The organism is Shigella sp. FC1567 (assembly GCF_001743015.1).
Lineage (GTDB): Bacteria > Pseudomonadota > Gammaproteobacteria > Enterobacterales > Enterobacteriaceae > Escherichia > Escherichia coli.
The window spans coordinates 1-17,216 of record NZ_MIIV01000088.1 but is presented as its reverse complement, the minus strand read 5'-3'; the positions used below and the strand labels follow the sequence as shown (position 1 = coordinate 17,216).

The window sequence follows — 17,216 nt, the reverse complement described above, 5'->3', positions numbered from 1 at the left end:
TTATTAGTTCAGGCAAGAGAACACGATGAGCAATGATTACCCTTTAGTATCTATAATAATACCGACGTATAATTCATCTGATTACATTACTGAAACTCTAACGAAATTAGAAAAACAAACTTACCCAAATTTTGAAATTGTTATTGTTAATGATGGTTCTAAAGATAACACATCAAACGTTTTGAGAGAGTATGGGTTAACCCACTCTCGATTAATTATTGTCAATAAAGAAAATGGCGGTGTTTCGTCTGCCAGGAATACAGGTATCCGCAAGGCGCAAGGACAGTTTATATGTTTTATGGATGATGATGATGAGATAGATCCTAACTATCTGCTGAAGATGTATACCAGACAACATGAGACGGGAGGGGATGCGATTTATTGTGGGCTTTATGGCCATTATATAAAAGATGGTGTTACTTACTCACCTATAAATACAGAGTTTAATGAAGGATCTTTACTTTTCGACTTTTTTTATAAAAAGGTTAGATTCCATATAGGGTGCTTGTTTATAAGAAAACAACTTCTGGAAGAGAATAATCTTTTTTTTGATGAAGATTTACGACTAGGAGAAGATCTTGATTTTATCTATCGACTGCTAATTACATGCGATATGTATGCGGTTCCATATTATATGTATAAGCATAACTATAGAGAAAATTCCTTAATGAACTCATGTAGAACCATCACTCATTATCGACATGAGTCATTTGCGCACGAAAGAATCTACTCTTCTGTGATGCAGTTATACAAAGGTAACCGGAAAGAAGAAATTCATACATTATTGAGTCAAAATAGAGCTTATCATAAAACTCGTTATTTATGGAATGTTCTACTTAATGGTGATTTTAAACTATTGAATCAATTAGTTGAAAGCAATGAAAAAGAATTAAGATATTGTAATCTTCCTGGCAAGAGAGATAAGAGACGAGCAAAAATATTAGCATCAAAAAATTATATTCTCTGGAGGATGGTAAGACTGGTAAATAGAAAAAAGAATAAACGTTAGATCTTGCATTAAATAACCCATCCTCGTAGCATAGGTTGAAATTATATGTCGTTTTGTTGGAATGAAATTAATTCTGGTATAAAGTCTTTAATTCTTATATTATGTATTTTTTCTTTAATGACTTTGTCTTTATGGGATGATGTTGCAACAAAGTTTCTTCATGCAGCTGGAATTATATCTGCATTGTATTTTCTTGCGACACCAAAAAAAACAATAACTAATAATCCTACTTTGTTAATTTTCATCTCATTATGTCTTTTGGGTATCGTAAATATCATCTGGTATTCACATTATAAAGTTTCAGGCTCTGTTTATACCAATGCATATCGTGGCCCAATGGAAACTGGAAAAATTGCCTTGTGTAGCGCTTTTATTTTCTTAGTTCTTTTTGCTAAAAATGAGATGAGAACAAAAATAAAATTTGGGAAACTAATTCTGTTCGCATCCCTGGCAACGCAGTTACTTTTTTTTGCGCATGCCATGTGGCAACATTTCTATTTAAACGTCGACCGTGTTGCATTATCAGCTTCCCACGCTACAACAGCAGGCTACATCATCCTTTTTCCTTCTTTACTGGCATCAATTCTCATTTTAAAATCCGACTTTAGACATAAAACAACATTATATACAATTAACTTCATGCTTAGCTTATGTGCTGTCATAGTAACTGAGACGCGTGCAGCCATATTAGTGTTTCCATTCTTTGCGTTAATATTAATCGTAATGGATAGTTATATTAATAAGCGAATTAATTATAAGTTATATTGTTTTATTGCGATTGCATTATTAGCAGGTGTATTTTCTTTTAAAGATACATTGCTTATGAGAATGAATGACTTAAATAACGATTTAGTTAATTATTCGCATGATAACACCAGAACTTCAGTCGGTGCCCGTCTGGCAATGTATGAAGTTGGCTTAAAAACATATTCTCCAATAGGACAATCACTGGAAAAACGTGCAGAAAAAATACATGAGCTAGAAGAAAAAGAGCCTAGATTGAGTGGCGCTTTACCTTTTGTAGATTCTCATTTGCATAACGATCTCATAGATACGTTATCAACGCGTGGTATTCCTGGAGTTGTATTAACAATTTTAGCATTTTCAGCAATACTCATATATGCCTTAAGAACTGCTAAAGAACCTTATATTTTAATCTTGCTTTTTTCACTACTGGTAGTAGGCCTAAGTGATGTAATACTCTTTTCTAAACCGGTTCCGACTGCTGTGTTTGTCACCATAATATTGCTTTGTGCTTATTTTAAAGCACAATCAGACCAATATTTATTAGATAAGTAATGAATATATGAAATAAAATCAGCAAGGAGGCTGATTTTATTTCAAAATTATCTATTAAGGGGTTGTAATTTAAATCATAGCAGCGTTTTCAGCGTTTTCTTCAATGAATCGCTTAACAGCATTTGCTGTCAATTGAGACAACTCATTCCCCGGAGCCCTACAAACCATTTGATTCTTCCCATACCCACCAATTAATCCCGGATCGGTTGGTCCATAAACCGTGATATTGGGTCTATCCAGTGCCGCCGTTAAATGGCTTAACCCCGTATCCACCGACACTACAAATTTAGCCCCGGCCAGCACGCGGGCAACGCCTTCCAGACTCATCTTCGGCAATACTTCAACATAATCAAATCCTTCCGCCAGTCGTTTCGCCCGTTCTTCCTCATGCGGCGCGCCCCACGGAAGTTTAATCCGTATTCCTGAATCAGCCAGTAAACCAATCAATTCTCGCCAGTGTTCTTCCGGCCAGTGTTTATCATCACGGGTCGTCGCATGAAGAAATACGGCATATTCGCCAGCATCTGTAGGCAGGTTCGTCAGAAAATGCTGTGCGATAGCATAATCGCCCTGGGTTTGCGGTTTGCTATAGCCCAAACTTTTGGCAAACAGTTCGCGGGTGCGTTCTACGGCGTGCTGCTGTTTTGCAATATGATGCTTACAATTGTAAAACAGGCTGGCTAAAGGTTCGCGAGCGGTTTGCCAGTCCAATCCATGCTTTACGCCATGCGCCAGACGTGTCACCAGTGCCGCGCTTTTTACCAGCCCCTGAGCGTCGATAACTGCGTCATAGTTCTCTGCTTGTAGCGCTTCACGAAACGCTTTGCGTTCAGCTTTTATGGGGGCCGAGAACCAGGCTTTACGCCAGCGACGTATTGCCACAGGAATAACTCGCTCAACGGCAGCGTGCCAGGAAGGAATCTGTGCGAACCCTTCTTCCACCACCCAGTCAAACTTAATCCCTGGGATTGCCTGCTGGGCATCAGTGAGTGCGGGCAACGTATGGAGAACATCGCCCATCGACGATGTTTTAACGATCAAAACCCGCATCCGTCAGGCTTCCTCTTGTAACAATAGCGTGTTGAGTTCTTCCAGTACGCGCTGGGGAGTAATGTCGATCAAGCTCTGGTGATAACCCTCCGCAGCGTCACCTTTACGCACTTTGTGATAGCCGGTAATCAGACGGATCACGCGCGCTTTATGGGATAGCGGCGGTGTGAAGTCCGGGCTACTTGGACCATACAGGGCAACCAGCGGACGATTGAGCGCCGCCGCAACGTGCATCAGGCCAGAATCGTTAGTGACAATGGCTTTACAGGCTGCAATCAGGATAACCGCTTGATCAAGCTGTGTTTCCCCCGCCAGGTTCCGACACCATGCCTGCTGCTCGGTATTCAAAGCGGCAAGAATCTCATTGCCCGCTTCATGATCTTTCGCAGAGCCAAACAGAACCACCTGATAACCTTCATCAATCAGCTGCTTTGCCAGTTCCGCATAGTGGTAGTGTGGCCAGCGTTTTGCCGGACCAAACTCCGCACCCGGGCAAAAGCCAATCATCGGACGTTCTGATGAAAGCGAAAATTGATTACAGGTATATGATTTTTCACCTTCGCTCACCTGCAACTGCGGCCATAACAATGGCTGCGGCAGATCTTGTGCGGTACGCATAATGCCTTTGTCATAGGCCAGCGCGACATAGCGTTCCACCATTAGCGGCCAGGCTTCTTTATCGAGCACGCGTACATCGTTGAGTAAACCGTAGCGCATCTCGCCGCGCCAGCCGGTGCGATGAGGAATACCCGCGAAGAAAGGCACTAATGCAGATTTGAAGGAGTTGGGTAAGACGTAGGCGCGGTCGTAGCGCTTTTCACGCAGGCTATGACCCAGTTTGCGGCGTTCGCCGATTTCCAGCGCTCCGTGACCGAGAGGCATAGGGATAGCTTCGTTAACTTCCGGCATCCGCGATAATAATGGACGGCACCATGCCGGTGCCATCACATCGATTATCGCCTGGGGATAGCGCGCCTGGAGCGTGCGATAGAGACTTTGCGACATCATCATGTCGCCAACCCAAGACGGGCCGATCACCAGTATTTTCATGCAGAGCTCTTATGCGTCGCGATTCAGCCAGGCCATGTATTCCGTTACACCTTCAGCAACGGTTTTGAACGGTTTGTCGTAACCCGCCGCGCGCAGATTTGTCAGATCTGCTGAGTGAACGCCTGGTAGCGGCCTTTCAGCTTATCCGGGAACGGAATGTATTCGATCTGGCCTTTCTTGTGATAAGCCAGAGTAGCATCTGCTACGGCCTGGAAGGATTCCGCACGACCAGTACCGAGGTTGAAGATACCGGAAACGCCATTTTCCAGGAACCACAGGTTTACATCTGCCACGTCGCCCACATAGACGAAGTCACGTTTGAAGTTCTCGCTACCTTCAAACAGCTTCGGTGATTCACCGTTGTTAAGCTGAGTGTTGAGATGGAAAGCGACGCTCGCCATGCTGCCTTTATGGCCTTCACGCGGTCCATAAACGTTGAAATAGCGGAAGCCAACAATCTGCGAGTTCGCTTCAGGCAGGATTTGGCGAACATATTCATCAAACAGGAATTTTGAGTAACCGTAGACGTTCAACGGTTTTTCGTACTCGCGGGATTCAATAAAGTCGGAGGTGCGTCCGCCGTAGGTGGCTGCGGAAGAAGCGTACAGGAACGGGATTTCGCGCTCCAGGCAGTAGTGCAGCAGCTCCTTGGAGTATTGATAGTTGTTATCCATCATATACTTGCCGTCCCACTCGGTGGTGGAAGAGCATGCGCCTTCGTGGAAAATCGCTTCGACATCGCCGAACTCTTCGCCAGCCATAATCTGGATCAGGAAGTCTTCCTTATCCATATAGTCCGCGATATCCAGATCCACCAGGTTCACAAACTTGGTGCCGTCTTTCAGGTTGTCCACCACCAGAATATCGGTGATGCCTTTATCATTCAGGGCCTTAACGATGTTGCTGCCGATAAAGCCCGCGCCGCCGGTAACGATGATCATAACTGTAACCTTCGAATTATGGAGTCAGAGACAATCTCAGACACGAATACTTCTATCATATCACTATACGGCGTTGGCTTCAGCCATTCGCCAAAAGTGAGATTGATGGACGTTATTTATCCTGAATTTTGCAGAAGTGTTAACGCGTCATCTCGTCGCGACGTATAAGTTTGGGTAATATGTGCTGGAATTTGCCCTGTCTGGAGAATCGCAATGCGTGGAGAATTTTATCAGCAGTTAACCAACGATCTGGAAACCGCACGGGCGGAAGGGTTGTTTAAAGAAGAGCGCATTATTACGTCTGCGCAGCAAGCAGATATCACTGTGGCTGATGGAAGCCACGTCATTAACTTTTGTGCCAACAACTATCTCGGGCTGGCGAATCATCCGGATCTGATTGCGGCAGCAAAGGCGGGAATGGATTCTCACGGTTTCGGCATGGCTTCGGTGCGTTTTATTTGCGGCACTCAGGACAGCCATAAAGAGCTTGAACAAAAACTGGCGGCATTCCTGGGGATGGAAGATGCGATTCTCTACTCTTCCTGCTTTGATGCTAACGGTGGACTGTTTGAAACGCTGCTGGGTGCGGAAGACGCCATTATCTCCGACGCACTGAACCACGCGTCTATTATTGATGGTGTGCGTCTGTGCAAAGCTAAACGCTATCGCTATGCCAACAACGATATGCAGGAGCTGGAAGCACGTCTGAAAGAAGCGCGTGAAGCCGGTGCGCGTCATGTGCTGATTGCCACCGATGGTGTGTTCTCAATGGACGGCGTGATTGCCAACCTGAAAGGCGTTTGCGATCTGGCAGATAAATACGATGCCTTGGTGATGGTGGATGACTCCCACGCGGTCGGTTTTGTCGGTGAAAATGGTCGTGGTTCCCATGAATACTGCGATGTGATGGGCCGGGTCGATATTATCACCGGTACGCTTGGTAAAGCGCTGGGCGGGGCTTCTGGTGGTTATACCGCGGCGCGCAAAGAGGTGGTTGAGTGGCTGCGCCAGCGTTCTCGTCCGTACCTGTTCTCCAACTCGCTGGCACCGGCCATTGTTGCCGCGTCCATCAAAGTACTGGAGATGGTCGAAGCGGGCAGCGAACTGCGTGACCGTCTGTGGGCGAACGCGCGTCAGTTCCGTGAGCAAATGTCGGCGGCGGGCTTTACCCTGGCGGGAGCCGATCACGCCATTATTCCGGTCATGCTTGGTGATGCGGTAGTGGCGCAGAAATTTGCCCGAGAGCTGCAAAAAGAGGGCATTTACGTCACCGGTTTCTTCTATCCGGTCGTTCCGAAAGGTCAGGCGCGTATTCGTACCCAGATGTCTGCGGCGCATACCCCTGAGCAAATTACGCGTGCAGTAGAAGCATTCACGCGTATTGGTAAACAACTGGGCGTTATCGCCTGAGGATGTGAGATGAAAGCGTTATCCAAACTGAAAGCGGAAGAGGGCATCTGGATGACCGACGTCCCTGTACCGGAACTCGGGCATAACGATCTGCTGATTAAAATCCGTAAAACAGCCATCTGCGGGACTGACGTTCACATCTATAACTGGGATGAGTGGTCGCAAAAAACCATCCCGGTGCCGATGGTCGTAGGCCATGAATATGTCGGTGAAGTGGTAGGTATTGGTCAGGAAGTGAAAGGCTTCAAAATCGGCGATCGCGTTTCTGGCGAAGGCCATATCACCTGCGGTCACTGTCGCAACTGTCGTGGCGGTCGTACCCATCTGTGCCGCAACACGATCGGCGTCGGCGTTAACCGTCCGGGCTGCTTCGCCGAATATCTGGTGATCCCGGCGTTCAACGCCTTCAAAATCCCAGACAATATCTCCGACGACCTGGCTTCCATTTTTGATCCCTTCGGTAACGCCGTGCATACCGCGCTGTCGTTCGATCTGGTTGGCGAGGATGTGCTGGTCTCTGGTGCAGGTCCGATAGGTATTATGGCTGCGGCGGTGGCGAAACACGTTGGTGCACGCAATGTGGTGATCACTGATGTTAACGAATACCGCCTTGAGCTGGCGCGCAAAATGGGTATCACCCGTGCGGTTAACGTCGCGAAAGAAAACCTTAATGATGTGATGGCTGAACTGGGCATGACCGAAGGCTTTGATGTCGGTCTGGAAATGTCCGGTGCGCCGCCAGCGTTTCGTACCATGCTTGACACCATGAACCACGGCGGCCGTATTGCGATGCTGGGTATTCCGCCGTCTGATATGTCTATCGACTGGACCAAAGTGATCTTTAAAGGCTTGTTCATTAAAGGTATTTACGGTCGTGAGATGTTTGAAACCTGGTACAAGATGGCGGCGCTGATTCAGTCTGGCCTCGATCTCTCGCCGATCATTACCCATCGTTTCTCTATCGATGATTTCCAGAAGGGCTTTGACGCTATGCGTTCGGGCCAGTCCGGGAAAGTAATTCTGAGCTGGGATTAACACGAACAAGGGCTGGTATTCCAGCCCTTTTATCTGGGGATAATCTGTTGAATATGTAAAATCCTGTCAGTGTAATAAAGAGTTCGTAATTGCGCTGATCTCTTATATAGCTGTTCTCATTATCTCTCTACCCTGAAGTGACTCTCTCACCTGTAAAAATAATATCTCACAGGCTTAATAGTTTCTTAATACAAAGCCTGTAAAACGTCAGGATAACTTCAGAGGTCGTCGGTAATTTATGATGAACAGCACCAATAAACTTAGTGTTATTATTCCGTTATATAATGCGGGCGATGATTTCCGCACTTGTATGGAATCTTTAATTACGCAAACCTAGACTGCTCTGGAAATCATTATTATTAACGATGGTTCAACGGATAATTCTGTTGAAATAGCAAAGCATTACGCAGAAAACTATCCGCACGTTCGTTTGTTGCATCAGGCGAATGCTGGCGCATCGGTAGCGCGTAATCGTGGGATCGAGGTGGCGACGGGCAAATATGTCGCTTTTGTCGATGCTGACGATGAGGTCTATCCCACCATGTACGAAACGCTGATGACCATGGCGTTAGAGGACGACCTCGACGTGGCGCAGTGCAACGCTGACTGGTCTTTTCGTGAAACGGGAGAAACCTGGCAATCCATCCCCAGCGATCGCCTTCGCTCAACCGGCGTATTAACCGGCCCGGACTGGCTGCGGATGGGGCTTTCTTCGCGCCGTTGGACTCACGTTGTCTGGATGGGGGTTTATCGCCGTGATGTTATTGTTAAAAATAACATTAAATTTATTGCCGGATTACATCATCAGGATATTGTCTGGACAACAGAATTCATGTTTAACGCGCTGCGTGCGCGATATACCGAGCAATCATTATATAAATATTATCTGCATAATACGTCAGTGAGTCGGTTGCATAGACAAGGGAATAAAAACCTTAATTATCAACGTCACTATATTAAGATTACCCGCCTGCTGGAGAAATTAAATCGAAATTATGCCGACAAAATTACGATTTATCCGGAATTTCATCAGCAAATAACTTACGAAGCATTGCGTGTTTGCCATGCGGTGCGCAAAGAGCCGGATATTCTTACCCGCCAACGGATGATTGCCGAGATATTTACTTCCGGTATGTATAAGCGCCTGATTACCAATGTGCGCAGCGTGAAGGTCGGTTACCAGGCGTTACTGTGGTCTTTCCGCTTATGGCAATGGCGCGACAAAACGCGGTCGCACCATCGCATTACGCGTAGCGCCTTTAATTTGCGCTAGCGTTAAACTTCGCCGCTTCGGGCTGTTTGCCCCAGCCTTGCCACTGATGCTGGAAGTAAACGATCAGCGTGCTCTGGCTGATGCTTTCGCTTAATACTTCAAAGAAGCGATTAGCATAAACAGGTTCTATCGGTTTCTTCGGTTTGCACAGCTTCACGCCACGGAACGGATTACGCGGTGCATCAGGCACAGCGTTTTTCGGCGGTGTAGAAGTATCAACCTGCGGTTCATTCAGCAAGCTGCTGGCTTTCACCAGCGTAATGTCTGGCGGCAGGTTATAAACCATCTGTTGTAGCACGCGTACCGTTAAAGGGTGAGGATGCCCAATGGCAATGGTTGAACCGTTGCGACGCGCCAGATCAATTGCGCGATTAAATTGCACACGGATGTCCGCTTCGTTCTGCGAATCGTCGAGGAACACCTTCCGTTTAATAACCTTCACGCCAGTACCTTGCGCGGCGCGCATCGCCTGGGTATTACCGATGGTTACGCTGTCGAGGAAGTAAAGATTGTAACGCTCCAGTGCCTGCATCACTTTCTGCATACCAAACAGGTTAGAGGTCATCTTGCTACCCATGTGGTTGTTGATCCCCACGGCATAGGGCACGTTATTGACCGCACTACGAATAATGCGCTCAATTTCGTCGCTGCTCATCTCCGGGCGCAGCGTATTTTTCTCCAGCGGCTGTTTACTCAGTGGTGCCATCGGGAGATGAATCAACACTTCGTGCCCGCTGTTATGCGCTTTGGTCGCCATCTCTCTGGCGTGCGGTGAATCGGGTAATACAGCGACGGAGATAGCGGAGGGCATCGCCAGCACCTGGTTTTCGTTGTGCGGGCGATACCCAAAATCATCAATGACGATGGCAAGTTTGCCAGCAAGTACGGGGGAGGAGAGCGCCAACAGAGCGGCAAATGCAAGAACGTTACGACGAAATGGAAACAAAACTTATCTTCCCAACCACGGCTGTGGATTGACCGCCTGACCCTGGCGGCGAATTTCGAAATAGAGTGAAGGCCGACCCTGACCGCCACTGCTGCCCACCAGTGCAATTGGCTGGCCCGCGCGAACCTGCGAACCAACGCTCACCAGTGCGCTCTGATTATAGCCGTAAAGACTCATGTCGCCTTTACCGTGCTCAACCACCACCACCAGACCGTAACCTTGCAGCCAGTCAGCCAGAATCACTCGACCGTCGGCAATTGCTTTAACTTCAGTACCTTCAGAGGCACCGATAACCATCCCTTTCCAGCGTAATTCACCCTGTAGCTGCTCGCCATAGCGATGCAGCGTCGGCCCGCGAACTGGCCAGAATGCCTGACCACGCGGCGCACCCAGACCACCAGTTCGGGACATCAGCGATTTTTCGCTTTCGGTCGGTTTGTAGGTGGTGCCTTTGCGCGTCGCTTCTTTCTGGCGGTCGCGAACCGCCTGGGCCTCACGCGCTTCTCGTTCAGCACGCGCTTTCGCCGCGGCTTCCGCACGGGCAATGCTGTTACGCAGACGGGATTCGTTGGCACGCAGTTCACTTAGCTGCTGCTGACCTTGCTGGATGGAAGATTCCAGCCCCGCCAGCGTCTTTTTACGCTCGTTCAGAGCCTGAGTCAGTTTCGCCTGTTGGGCGCGCTGTTCATATAACAGCGTTTGTTGCTCGCTTTGTTTCTCTTCCAGTTCAGCACGCTGCATGGCGACTTCTTCACGCGTTTGCTTCAACTGGGCAATGGTTTCTTGTCGCGCCTGGTTGAGATAGCCGAAATAAGCCTGTAAACGCTGTCCACACTGGCTTTCTTCACCGCTGAGAATTAGCTGAATACCGGTATGCTCGCCCTGACGGAATGCGGCATCCAGTTGTGCGGCGAGGCTGCGCTCCTGGGCGGCTTTTTGCTGCTCCAGTTTGGCAATCGACGCGTTCATCTCATCAATCTGTTTATTGAGTTGATTGAGCGTGTTTTGCGTTTCGCGCAGCTTACGGGTGGCTTCAGAGATCGCTTCTTCCTGCTTTTTCAATTGTGCGAGCAGGCTTGCGCGTTGTTGTTGCTTTTGGCGTACCGCGCGCTCTTTTGCGGCGATATCGGCCTGAATAGATTTGAGTTGGTCACGCTCATCCGCGTGGGCGGAAAAGGCGCACAACAATACGCCAGCGCTAAGAACGCTGGCGTAGATGATGGGCCTGATTGCAAACCTGCGCGGTTTCACGGCCCGTGTCATGGTATTAATCGCCTTTCCCCTCATGGGGAGGGATTATTCCACGATGAACAGCGGCTTACCAGTCATCTCTTGCGGGATTTCCATACCCATCAGCGACAACATGGTCGGCGCGATGTCAGAAAGTTTGCCGCCTGCAACCGCTTTCACGTTCTTATCACCAACGTAAATCAGCGGAACTGGCAGGTTGGTGTGTGCCGTGTGTGCCTGACCCGTTGCCGGATCGCGCATCTGTTCAGCGTTACCGTGGTCAGCGGTGATCAGCAGTTGTCCACCCACGGACTCAACCGCTTTCGCGACTTCTTCCACGCAGTGATCCAGTGCTTCAACCGCTTTAACCGCCGCTTCCATCACCCCGGTGTGACCTACCATGTCGCCGTTCGGATAGTTACAGATAATGGTGTCGTATTTGCCGCTCTTGATGGCCGCAACCAGTTTTTCGGTCAGCTCTGCGGAGCTCATTTCCGGTTGCAGATCGTAGGTAGCCACTTTCGGTGAGTTGATCAGAATGCGATCTTCGCCTTTGAATGACTCTTCTACGCCACCGTTGAAGAAGAAAGTAACGTGGGCATATTTTTCGGTTTCGGAAATACGCAACTGAGTTTTGTCGTTTTTCGCCATCCACTCGCCGAAGGTGTTAACCAGGGAAGCGGGTGGGTAAGCAACCGCAGTTTTGATGTCAGCGGCGTATTCGGTCAGCATCACGAAATCGACGTTAACCACTTTCTTACGCGCGAAGCCGTCGAAATCTGCGTTTACGAATGCACGAGTGATTTCGCGCGCGCGGTCAGCACGGAAGTTCATGAAAATCAGCGCATCGCCGTCTTCCATTGCCGCATCTGGCTGACCTTCTGCACGAATAACGGTCGCTTTCACGAACTCGTCGTTTTCGTCGCGAGCATAAGCTGCCTGCAAACCAGCAACGGCAGTATCGGCCTGGAACTCACCCTGCGCCAGAGTCAGCAGGTCATAGGCTTTTTCAACGCGATCCCAACGGTTATCGCGGTCCATCGCGTAGTAACGACCAATGATGGACGCTACGCGGCCTTTACCCAGCGCAGCAAATTTCTCTTCAAATTTTTTCAGCGAGGATTCAGCACTGCGCGGCGGGGTGTCGCGACCGTCAAGGAATGCGTGCAGGTAGATTTTTTCTGCGCCGCGTTCAGCTGCCAGTTCTACCATCGCCATGATGTGATCTTCGTGGCTGTGTACGCCGCCTGCGGAGAGCAGACCCATAATGTGTACTGCTTTACCTGCGTTTTTCGCTTTATCTACCGCGCCAGTCAGCACTGGATTAGCAAAGAAAGCGCGATCTTTGATTTCAACGTCCAGACGAGTCAGGTCCTGATACACGATGCGGCCGGCACCCAGGTTAACGTGGCCTACTTCGGAGTTACCCATCTGACGGTCAGGCAGACCGACTTCCAGACCGGAAGCGTCGATCAGGGTATGCGGACGATTGGCCCACAGTGCATCCATTACCGGGGTTTTAGCACTAAAAATGGCGTTATCCTGCTGTTCTTCACGATAGCCATAGCCATCCAGAATCACCAGTACCATAGGTTTTTTAGAAACCGACATTGCGACAACCTCATACTCAAGAGTCAAAATTTGCGTAATTTTACTACAGCTGAATCGATAAAATAGCCTCTGAAGATCAAAATATACGACCGCTCGCGGCAAGCCGATGCCAGATTTGCGCTTTTTTTTCGTCGTGCCCCGCAAAATTGCATTCCAGTTAACGCGCTGGCTGTATTTGCCGCACCGCGCAGGTATACTCCTTTCCTGGTTTTTTTAATCACTACGTCGGGAGTTGTTACCCCCCATGCAAGAAATTATGCAATTTGTTGGCCGTCATCCCATACTGAGTATCGCTTGGATCGCGTTACTGGTGGCGGTTCTTGTGACTACGTTTAAGAGCCTGACCTCGAAAGTGAAGGTGATTACTCGTGGTGAAGCTACGCGTCTGATCAACAAAGAAGACGCTGTGGTTGTGGATTTACGTCAGCGTGATGACTTCCGTAAAGGCCATATCGCAGGTTCTATCAATCTGTTGCCGAGCGAAATCAAAGCCAACAATGTTGGTGAGCTTGAGAAGCACAAAGACAAACCGGTTATCGTGGTAGACGGTTCTGGCATGCAGTGCCAGGAGCCTGCAAACGCGCTGACGAAAGCTGGTTTTGCGCAAGTATTCGTGCTGAAAGAGGGCGTTGCTGGCTGGGCTGGCGAAAACTTGCCTCTGGTGCGCGGCAAATAATTTACCTGTCGTCTTTCATGATGCAGGCCGTTAGCTGCAATTAGGCCCCCAGCGACTTATTGTTATAAGCTTCTGGGGACACTCCATTTTGCAGCCGCCCTGCAACATGAAATTTCAGGGTAAAAAAACAGGAGCTAAATTATGGCCAATGTTGAAATCTATACCAAAGAAACCTGCCCGTATTGCCATCGTGCAAAAGCACTGCTGAGCAGCAAGGGCGTGAGTTTTCAGGAGTTGCCGATCGATGGCAATGCCGCCAAGCGTGAAGAGATGATCAAACGCAGCGGTCGCACCACGGTTCCCCAGATTTTTATTGACGCACAGCACATTGGCGGCTGTGATGACTTGTATGCATTGGATGCACGTGGTGGACTGGATCCCCTGCTGAAATAACGTGTGAACGTTGGCATTACATTGCGCAGTATTTAAGGACAACACTTAAGGGTTTTCTACACATGTCAGAACAAAACAACACTGAAATGACTTTCCAGATCCAACGTATTTATACCAAGGATATCTCTTTCGAAGCGCCGAACGCGCCGCACGTTTTCCAGAAAGATTGGCAACCAGAAGTTAAACTTGATCTGGATACGGCATCTTCCCAACTGGCAGATGACGTATACGAAGTGGTACTGCGTGTTACCGTAACGGCCTCCCTGGGCGAAGAAACCGCGTTCCTGTGTGAAGTTCAGCAGGGCGGTATTTTCTCCATCGCGGGTATCGAAGGCACCCAGATGGCACATTGCCTGGGCGCATACTGCCCGAACATTCTGTTCCCGTATGCTCGTGAGTGCATCACCAGCATGGTATCCCGCGGTACATTCCCGCAACTGAACCTTGCGCCGGTTAACTTCGATGCGCTGTTCATGAACTATTTGCAGCAGCAGGCTGGCGAAGGTACTGAAGAACATCAGGATGCCTGATGAACCAACGTAATGCTTCAATGACTGTGATCGGTGCCGGCTCGTACGGCACGCTCTTGCCATTACCCTGGCAAGAAATGGCCACGAGGTTGTCCTCTGGGGCCATGACCCTGAACATATCGCAACGCTTGAACGCGACCGCTGTAACGCCGCGTTTCTCCCCGATGTGCCTTTTCCCGATACGCTCCATCTTGAAAGCGATCTCGCCACTGCGCTGGCAGCCAGCCGTAATATTCTCGTCGTCGTACCCAGCCATGTCTTTGGTGAAGTGCTGCGCCAGATTAAACCGCTGATGCGTCCTGATGCGCGTCTGGTGTGGGCGACCAAAGGGCTGGAAGCGGAAACCGGACGTCTGTTACAGGACGTGGCGCGTGAGGCCTTAGGCGATCAAATTCCGCTGGCGGTTATCTCTGGCCCAACGTTTGCGAAAGAACTGGCGGCAGGTTTACCGACGGCTATTTCGTTGGCCTCTACCGACCAGACCTTTGCCGATGATCTCCAACAATTGCTGCACTGTGGCAAAAGTTTCCGCGTTTACAGCAACCCGGATTTCATCGGTGTGCAGCTTGGCGGTGCGGTGAAAAACGTCATTGCCATTGGCGCGGGGATGTCCGACGGTATCGGTTTTGGTGCGAATGCGCGTACGGCACTGATCACCCGTGGGCTGGCTGAAATGTCGCGTCTTGGCGCGGCGCTGGGTGCCGAGCCTGCCACCTTTATGGGCATGGCGGGGCTGGGCGATCTTGTGCTTACCTGTACCGACAACCAGTCGCGTAACCGCCGTTTTGGCATGATGCTCGGTCAGGGCATGGATGTACAAAGCGCGCAGGAGAAGATTGGTCAGGTGGTGGAAGGCTACCGCAATACGAAAGAAGTCCGCGAACTGGCGCATCGCTTCGGCGTAGAAATGCCAATAACCGAGGAAATTTATCAAGTATTATATTGCGGAAAAAACGCGCGCGAGGCAGCATTGACGTTATTAGGTCGTGCACGCAAGGACGAGCGCAGCAGCCACTAACCCCAGGGAACCTTTGTTACCGCTATGACCCGGCCCGCGCAGAACGGGCCGGTCATTATCTCATCGTGTGGAGTAAGTAATGTCGTGTGAAGAACTGGAAATTGTCTGGAACAATATTAAAGCCGAAGCCAGAACGCTGGCGGACTGTGAGCCAATGCTGGCCAGTTTTTACCACGCGACGCTACTCAAGCACGAAAACCTTGGTAGTGCACTGAGCTACATGCTGGCGAACAAGCTGTCATCGCCAATTATGCCTGCTATTGCTATCCGTGAAGTGGTGGAAGAAGCCTACGCCGCTGACCCGGAAATGATCGCCTCTGCGGCCTGTGATATTCAGGCGGTGCGTACCCGCGACCCGGCAGTCGATAAATACTCAACCCCGTTGTTATACCTGAAGGGTTTTCATGCCTTGCAGGCCTATCGCATCGGTCACTGGTTGTGGAATCAGGGGCGTCGCGCATTGGCAATCTTTCTGCAAAACCAGGTTTCTGTGACGTTCCAGGTCGATATTCACCCGGCAGCAAAAATTGGCCGTGGCATTATGCTCGACCACGCCACGGGCATCGTTGTGGGTGAAACGGCGGTAATTGAAAACGACGTATCGATTCTGCAATCTGTGACGCTTGGCGGTACGGGTAAATCTGGTGGTGACCGTCACCCGAAAATTCGTGAAGGTGTGATGATTGGCGCGGGCGCGAAAATCCTCGGCAATATTGAAGTTGGTCGCGGCGCGAAGATTGGCGCAGGTTCCGTGGTGCTGCAACCGGTGCCGCCGCATACAACCGCCGCTGGCGTTCCGGCTCGTATTGTCGGTAAACCAGACAGCGATAAGCCATCAATGGATATGGACCAGCATTTCAACGGTATTAACCATACATTTGAGTATGGGGATGGGATCTAATGTCCTGTGATCGTGCCGGATGCGATGTAATCATCTATCCGGCATACAGTAACTAATCTCTCAACAACGCTCCCGGATATCCCAGCTGCCGCCAGGCTTCATACACCACTACCGACACCGCATTGGACAGATTCATGCTGCGGCTGTCCGGCACCATCGGAATGCGAATTTTTTGTTCAGCGGGCAGGGCATCAAGAATGCTCGCTGGCAGGCCGCGTGTTTCCGGGCCGAACATCAGATAATCGCCATCCTGATAGCTTACGGCGCTGTGAGCAGGCGTACCTTTCGTGGTGAGGGCAAACAGGCGCTGGGGATTTTCTGCTTCGAGGAACGCGCGATAGTCATGATGACGCGTAACGGCGGTAAACTCGTGATAGTCCAGCCCCGCGCGGCGCAGGCGCTTATCGTCCCAGGCAAATCCCATCGGTTCGATGATATGCAGACGAAAGCCGGTATTAGCGCAAAGACGGATGATGTTGCCAGTATTTGGCGGAATTTCTGGTTCGTAAAGTACGATGTTTAGCATACTGCCCCCTTAGTGCGGGGGCAGGATAGCAGAAAATTGGTGAACCGTGCGGCCTTTTCCCCTCACCCCGGCCCTCCCCCTGTCTCTTGATCAGGAGATCTGATCAAGAGACAGCTCCCTGAGGGAGAGGGTTAGGGGGGTGCCCCTATTAAGTTGTCAAGCATGTTATGACCCCTGCGGGGTATAAAAAGTCCCGTCGCGCATCATGGCGAACAGAATGTCGCAGCGTCGTCTCGCCAGGGCGATAAGCGCCTGATTGTGTCGTTTTCCCTGACTCATTTTGCGGGTGTAGTAAGCCCTGGAGAGCGGATCCCTGAG

15 protein-coding genes and 3 pseudogenes are annotated in these 17,216 nt (G+C 49.7%); 10 read left to right on the top strand and 8 right to left on the bottom strand.

The window, feature by feature from the left end:
• Positions 1-25 precede the first annotated feature (25 nt).
• Both BHE85_RS06845 and BHE85_RS06840 read left to right on the top strand, forming a co-directional pair.
• Positions 26-1,009 carry a glycosyltransferase family 2 protein gene (locus BHE85_RS06845; protein WP_000064020.1) on the top strand — a complete coding sequence of 328 codons (984 nt, stop codon included), beginning with the start codon at positions 26-28 and terminating at the stop codon, positions 1,007-1,009.
• A gap of 45 nt (positions 1,010-1,054) precedes the next feature.
• The gene (locus BHE85_RS06840) at positions 1,055-2,308 is read left to right on the top strand and encodes an O-antigen ligase family protein (protein ID WP_005009053.1); all 1,254 of its coding nucleotides are present in this window, start codon (positions 1,055-1,057) and stop codon (positions 2,306-2,308) included.
• A 69-nt stretch (positions 2,309-2,377) separates the two neighbouring features.
• On the opposite strand, the gene rfaC is transcribed toward BHE85_RS06840, so the two are convergent.
• The 3 genes and pseudogenes from rfaC to rfaD form a co-directional block, all read right to left on the bottom strand.
• Complete coding sequence (gene rfaC, locus BHE85_RS06835; protein WP_001264567.1) at positions 2,378-3,358, bottom strand: lipopolysaccharide heptosyltransferase RfaC; 981 nt, start codon at positions 3,356-3,358, stop codon at positions 2,378-2,380.
• A 3-nt stretch (positions 3,359-3,361) separates the two neighbouring features.
• Positions 3,362-4,408 carry an ADP-heptose--LPS heptosyltransferase RfaF gene (gene rfaF / locus BHE85_RS06830; protein WP_000699231.1) on the bottom strand — a complete coding sequence of 349 codons (1,047 nt, stop codon included), beginning with the start codon at positions 4,406-4,408 and terminating at the stop codon, positions 3,362-3,364.
• 9 nt (positions 4,409-4,417) lie between these two features.
• Positions 4,418-5,349: pseudogene (gene rfaD, locus BHE85_RS06825) on the bottom strand (ADP-glyceromanno-heptose 6-epimerase).
• A 213-nt stretch (positions 5,350-5,562) separates the two neighbouring features.
• Between rfaD and kbl the strand changes: the two are divergent.
• From kbl to BHE85_RS06810, 3 genes are all read left to right on the top strand, one after another.
• Positions 5,563-6,759 carry a glycine C-acetyltransferase gene (gene kbl, locus BHE85_RS06820; protein WP_001213834.1) on the top strand — a complete coding sequence of 399 codons (1,197 nt, stop codon included), beginning with the start codon at positions 5,563-5,565 and terminating at the stop codon, positions 6,757-6,759.
• Positions 6,760-6,768: 9 nt separating this feature from the next.
• Entirely contained in the window at positions 6,769-7,794 is a 1,026-nt protein-coding gene (gene tdh, locus BHE85_RS06815; protein ID WP_000646014.1) for an L-threonine 3-dehydrogenase, read from the top strand.
• 343 nt (positions 7,795-8,137) lie between these two features.
• Positions 8,138-9,067, top strand: coding sequence for a glycosyltransferase (locus BHE85_RS06810; RefSeq protein ID WP_226342165.1), 930 nt, complete (start codon positions 8,138-8,140; stop codon positions 9,065-9,067).
• Here the strand turns inward: BHE85_RS06810 and BHE85_RS06805 are convergent.
• From BHE85_RS06805 to gpmM, 3 genes are read right to left on the bottom strand one after another with little or no spacing between them, the layout of a single operon-like run.
• Entirely contained in the window at positions 9,054-10,013 is a 960-nt protein-coding gene (locus tag BHE85_RS06805; RefSeq protein ID WP_000483851.1) for a divergent polysaccharide deacetylase family protein, read from the bottom strand. The genes BHE85_RS06810 and BHE85_RS06805 overlap by 14 nt on opposite strands.
• A 3-nt stretch (positions 10,014-10,016) precedes the next feature.
• Positions 10,017-11,276 carry a murein hydrolase activator EnvC gene (gene envC, locus BHE85_RS06800; protein WP_005055324.1) on the bottom strand — a complete coding sequence of 420 codons (1,260 nt, stop codon included), beginning with the start codon at positions 11,274-11,276 and terminating at the stop codon, positions 10,017-10,019.
• 33 nt (positions 11,277-11,309) lie between these two features.
• On the bottom strand, positions 11,310-12,854 hold the full coding sequence (gene gpmM, locus BHE85_RS06795) for a 2,3-bisphosphoglycerate-independent phosphoglycerate mutase (protein ID WP_000116565.1): 1,545 nt from the start codon (positions 12,852-12,854) through the stop codon (positions 11,310-11,312).
• Positions 12,855-13,098: 244 nt separating this feature from the next.
• Between gpmM and BHE85_RS06785 the strand changes: the two genes are divergently transcribed.
• From BHE85_RS06785 to cysE, 5 genes and pseudogenes are all read left to right on the top strand, one after another.
• Complete coding sequence (locus BHE85_RS06785; RefSeq protein ID WP_001156181.1) at positions 13,099-13,530, top strand: rhodanese-like domain-containing protein; 432 nt, start codon at positions 13,099-13,101, stop codon at positions 13,528-13,530.
• 141 nt (positions 13,531-13,671) lie between these two features.
• Positions 13,672-13,923, top strand: coding sequence for a glutaredoxin 3 (gene grxC, locus BHE85_RS06780; protein WP_000024392.1), 252 nt, complete (start codon positions 13,672-13,674; stop codon positions 13,921-13,923).
• 62 nt (positions 13,924-13,985) lie between these two features.
• Positions 13,986-14,453: a protein-export chaperone SecB gene (secB, locus tag BHE85_RS06775; RefSeq protein WP_000003377.1), complete on the top strand. Its 468-nt coding sequence runs from the start codon at positions 13,986-13,988 to the stop codon at positions 14,451-14,453.
• Positions 14,453-15,471 (top strand): annotated as a pseudogene (gpsA, locus tag BHE85_RS06770) (NAD(P)H-dependent glycerol-3-phosphate dehydrogenase). The gene secB and the pseudogene gpsA overlap by 1 nt, the downstream one beginning before the upstream one ends.
• A gap of 79 nt (positions 15,472-15,550) precedes the next feature.
• On the top strand, positions 15,551-16,372 hold the full coding sequence (gene cysE / locus BHE85_RS06765) for a serine O-acetyltransferase (RefSeq protein ID WP_001277561.1): 822 nt from the start codon (positions 15,551-15,553) through the stop codon (positions 16,370-16,372).
• Between the two features lie 52 nt (positions 16,373-16,424).
• Here the strand turns inward: cysE and trmL are convergent, their stop codons facing one another.
• Both trmL and BHE85_RS06755 read right to left on the bottom strand, forming a co-directional pair.
• Positions 16,425-16,898: a tRNA (uridine(34)/cytosine(34)/5-carboxymethylaminomethyluridine(34)-2'-O)-methyltransferase TrmL gene (gene trmL, locus BHE85_RS06760; protein ID WP_000932346.1), complete on the bottom strand. Its 474-nt coding sequence runs from the start codon at positions 16,896-16,898 to the stop codon at positions 16,425-16,427.
• 165 nt (positions 16,899-17,063) lie between these two features.
• A pseudogene (locus tag BHE85_RS06755) lies at positions 17,064-17,216 on the bottom strand (IS110 family transposase); the annotation flags it as partial.

Bases quoted from the DNA above. Each gene is read 5' to 3' on its own strand.
- rfaC (WP_001264567.1), bottom strand. From the start codon at position 3,358: ATGCGGGTTTTGATCGTTAAAACATCGTCGATGGGCGATGTTCTCCAT.
- grxC (WP_000024392.1), top strand. From the start codon at position 13,672: ATGGCCAATGTTGAAATCTATACCAAAGAAACCTGCCCGTATTGCCAT.
- BHE85_RS06785 (WP_001156181.1), top strand. From the start codon at position 13,099: ATGCAAGAAATTATGCAATTTGTTGGCCGTCATCCCATACTGAGTATC.
- cysE (WP_001277561.1), top strand. From the start codon at position 15,551: ATGTCGTGTGAAGAACTGGAAATTGTCTGGAACAATATTAAAGCCGAA.
- BHE85_RS06840 (WP_005009053.1), top strand. From the start codon at position 1,055: ATGTCGTTTTGTTGGAATGAAATTAATTCTGGTATAAAGTCTTTAATT.
- gpmM (WP_000116565.1), bottom strand. From the start codon at position 12,854: ATGTCGGTTTCTAAAAAACCTATGGTACTGGTGATTCTGGATGGCTAT.
- trmL (WP_000932346.1), bottom strand. From the start codon at position 16,898: ATGCTAAACATCGTACTTTACGAACCAGAAATTCCGCCAAATACTGGC.
- BHE85_RS06845 (WP_000064020.1), top strand. From the start codon at position 26: ATGAGCAATGATTACCCTTTAGTATCTATAATAATACCGACGTATAAT.
- kbl (WP_001213834.1), top strand. From the start codon at position 5,563: ATGCGTGGAGAATTTTATCAGCAGTTAACCAACGATCTGGAAACCGCA.
- secB (WP_000003377.1), top strand. From the start codon at position 13,986: ATGTCAGAACAAAACAACACTGAAATGACTTTCCAGATCCAACGTATT.
- tdh (WP_000646014.1), top strand. From the start codon at position 6,769: ATGAAAGCGTTATCCAAACTGAAAGCGGAAGAGGGCATCTGGATGACC.
- envC (WP_005055324.1), bottom strand. From the start codon at position 11,276: ATGACACGGGCCGTGAAACCGCGCAGGTTTGCAATCAGGCCCATCATC.
- rfaF (WP_000699231.1), bottom strand. From the start codon at position 4,408: ATGAAAATACTGGTGATCGGCCCGTCTTGGGTTGGCGACATGATGATG.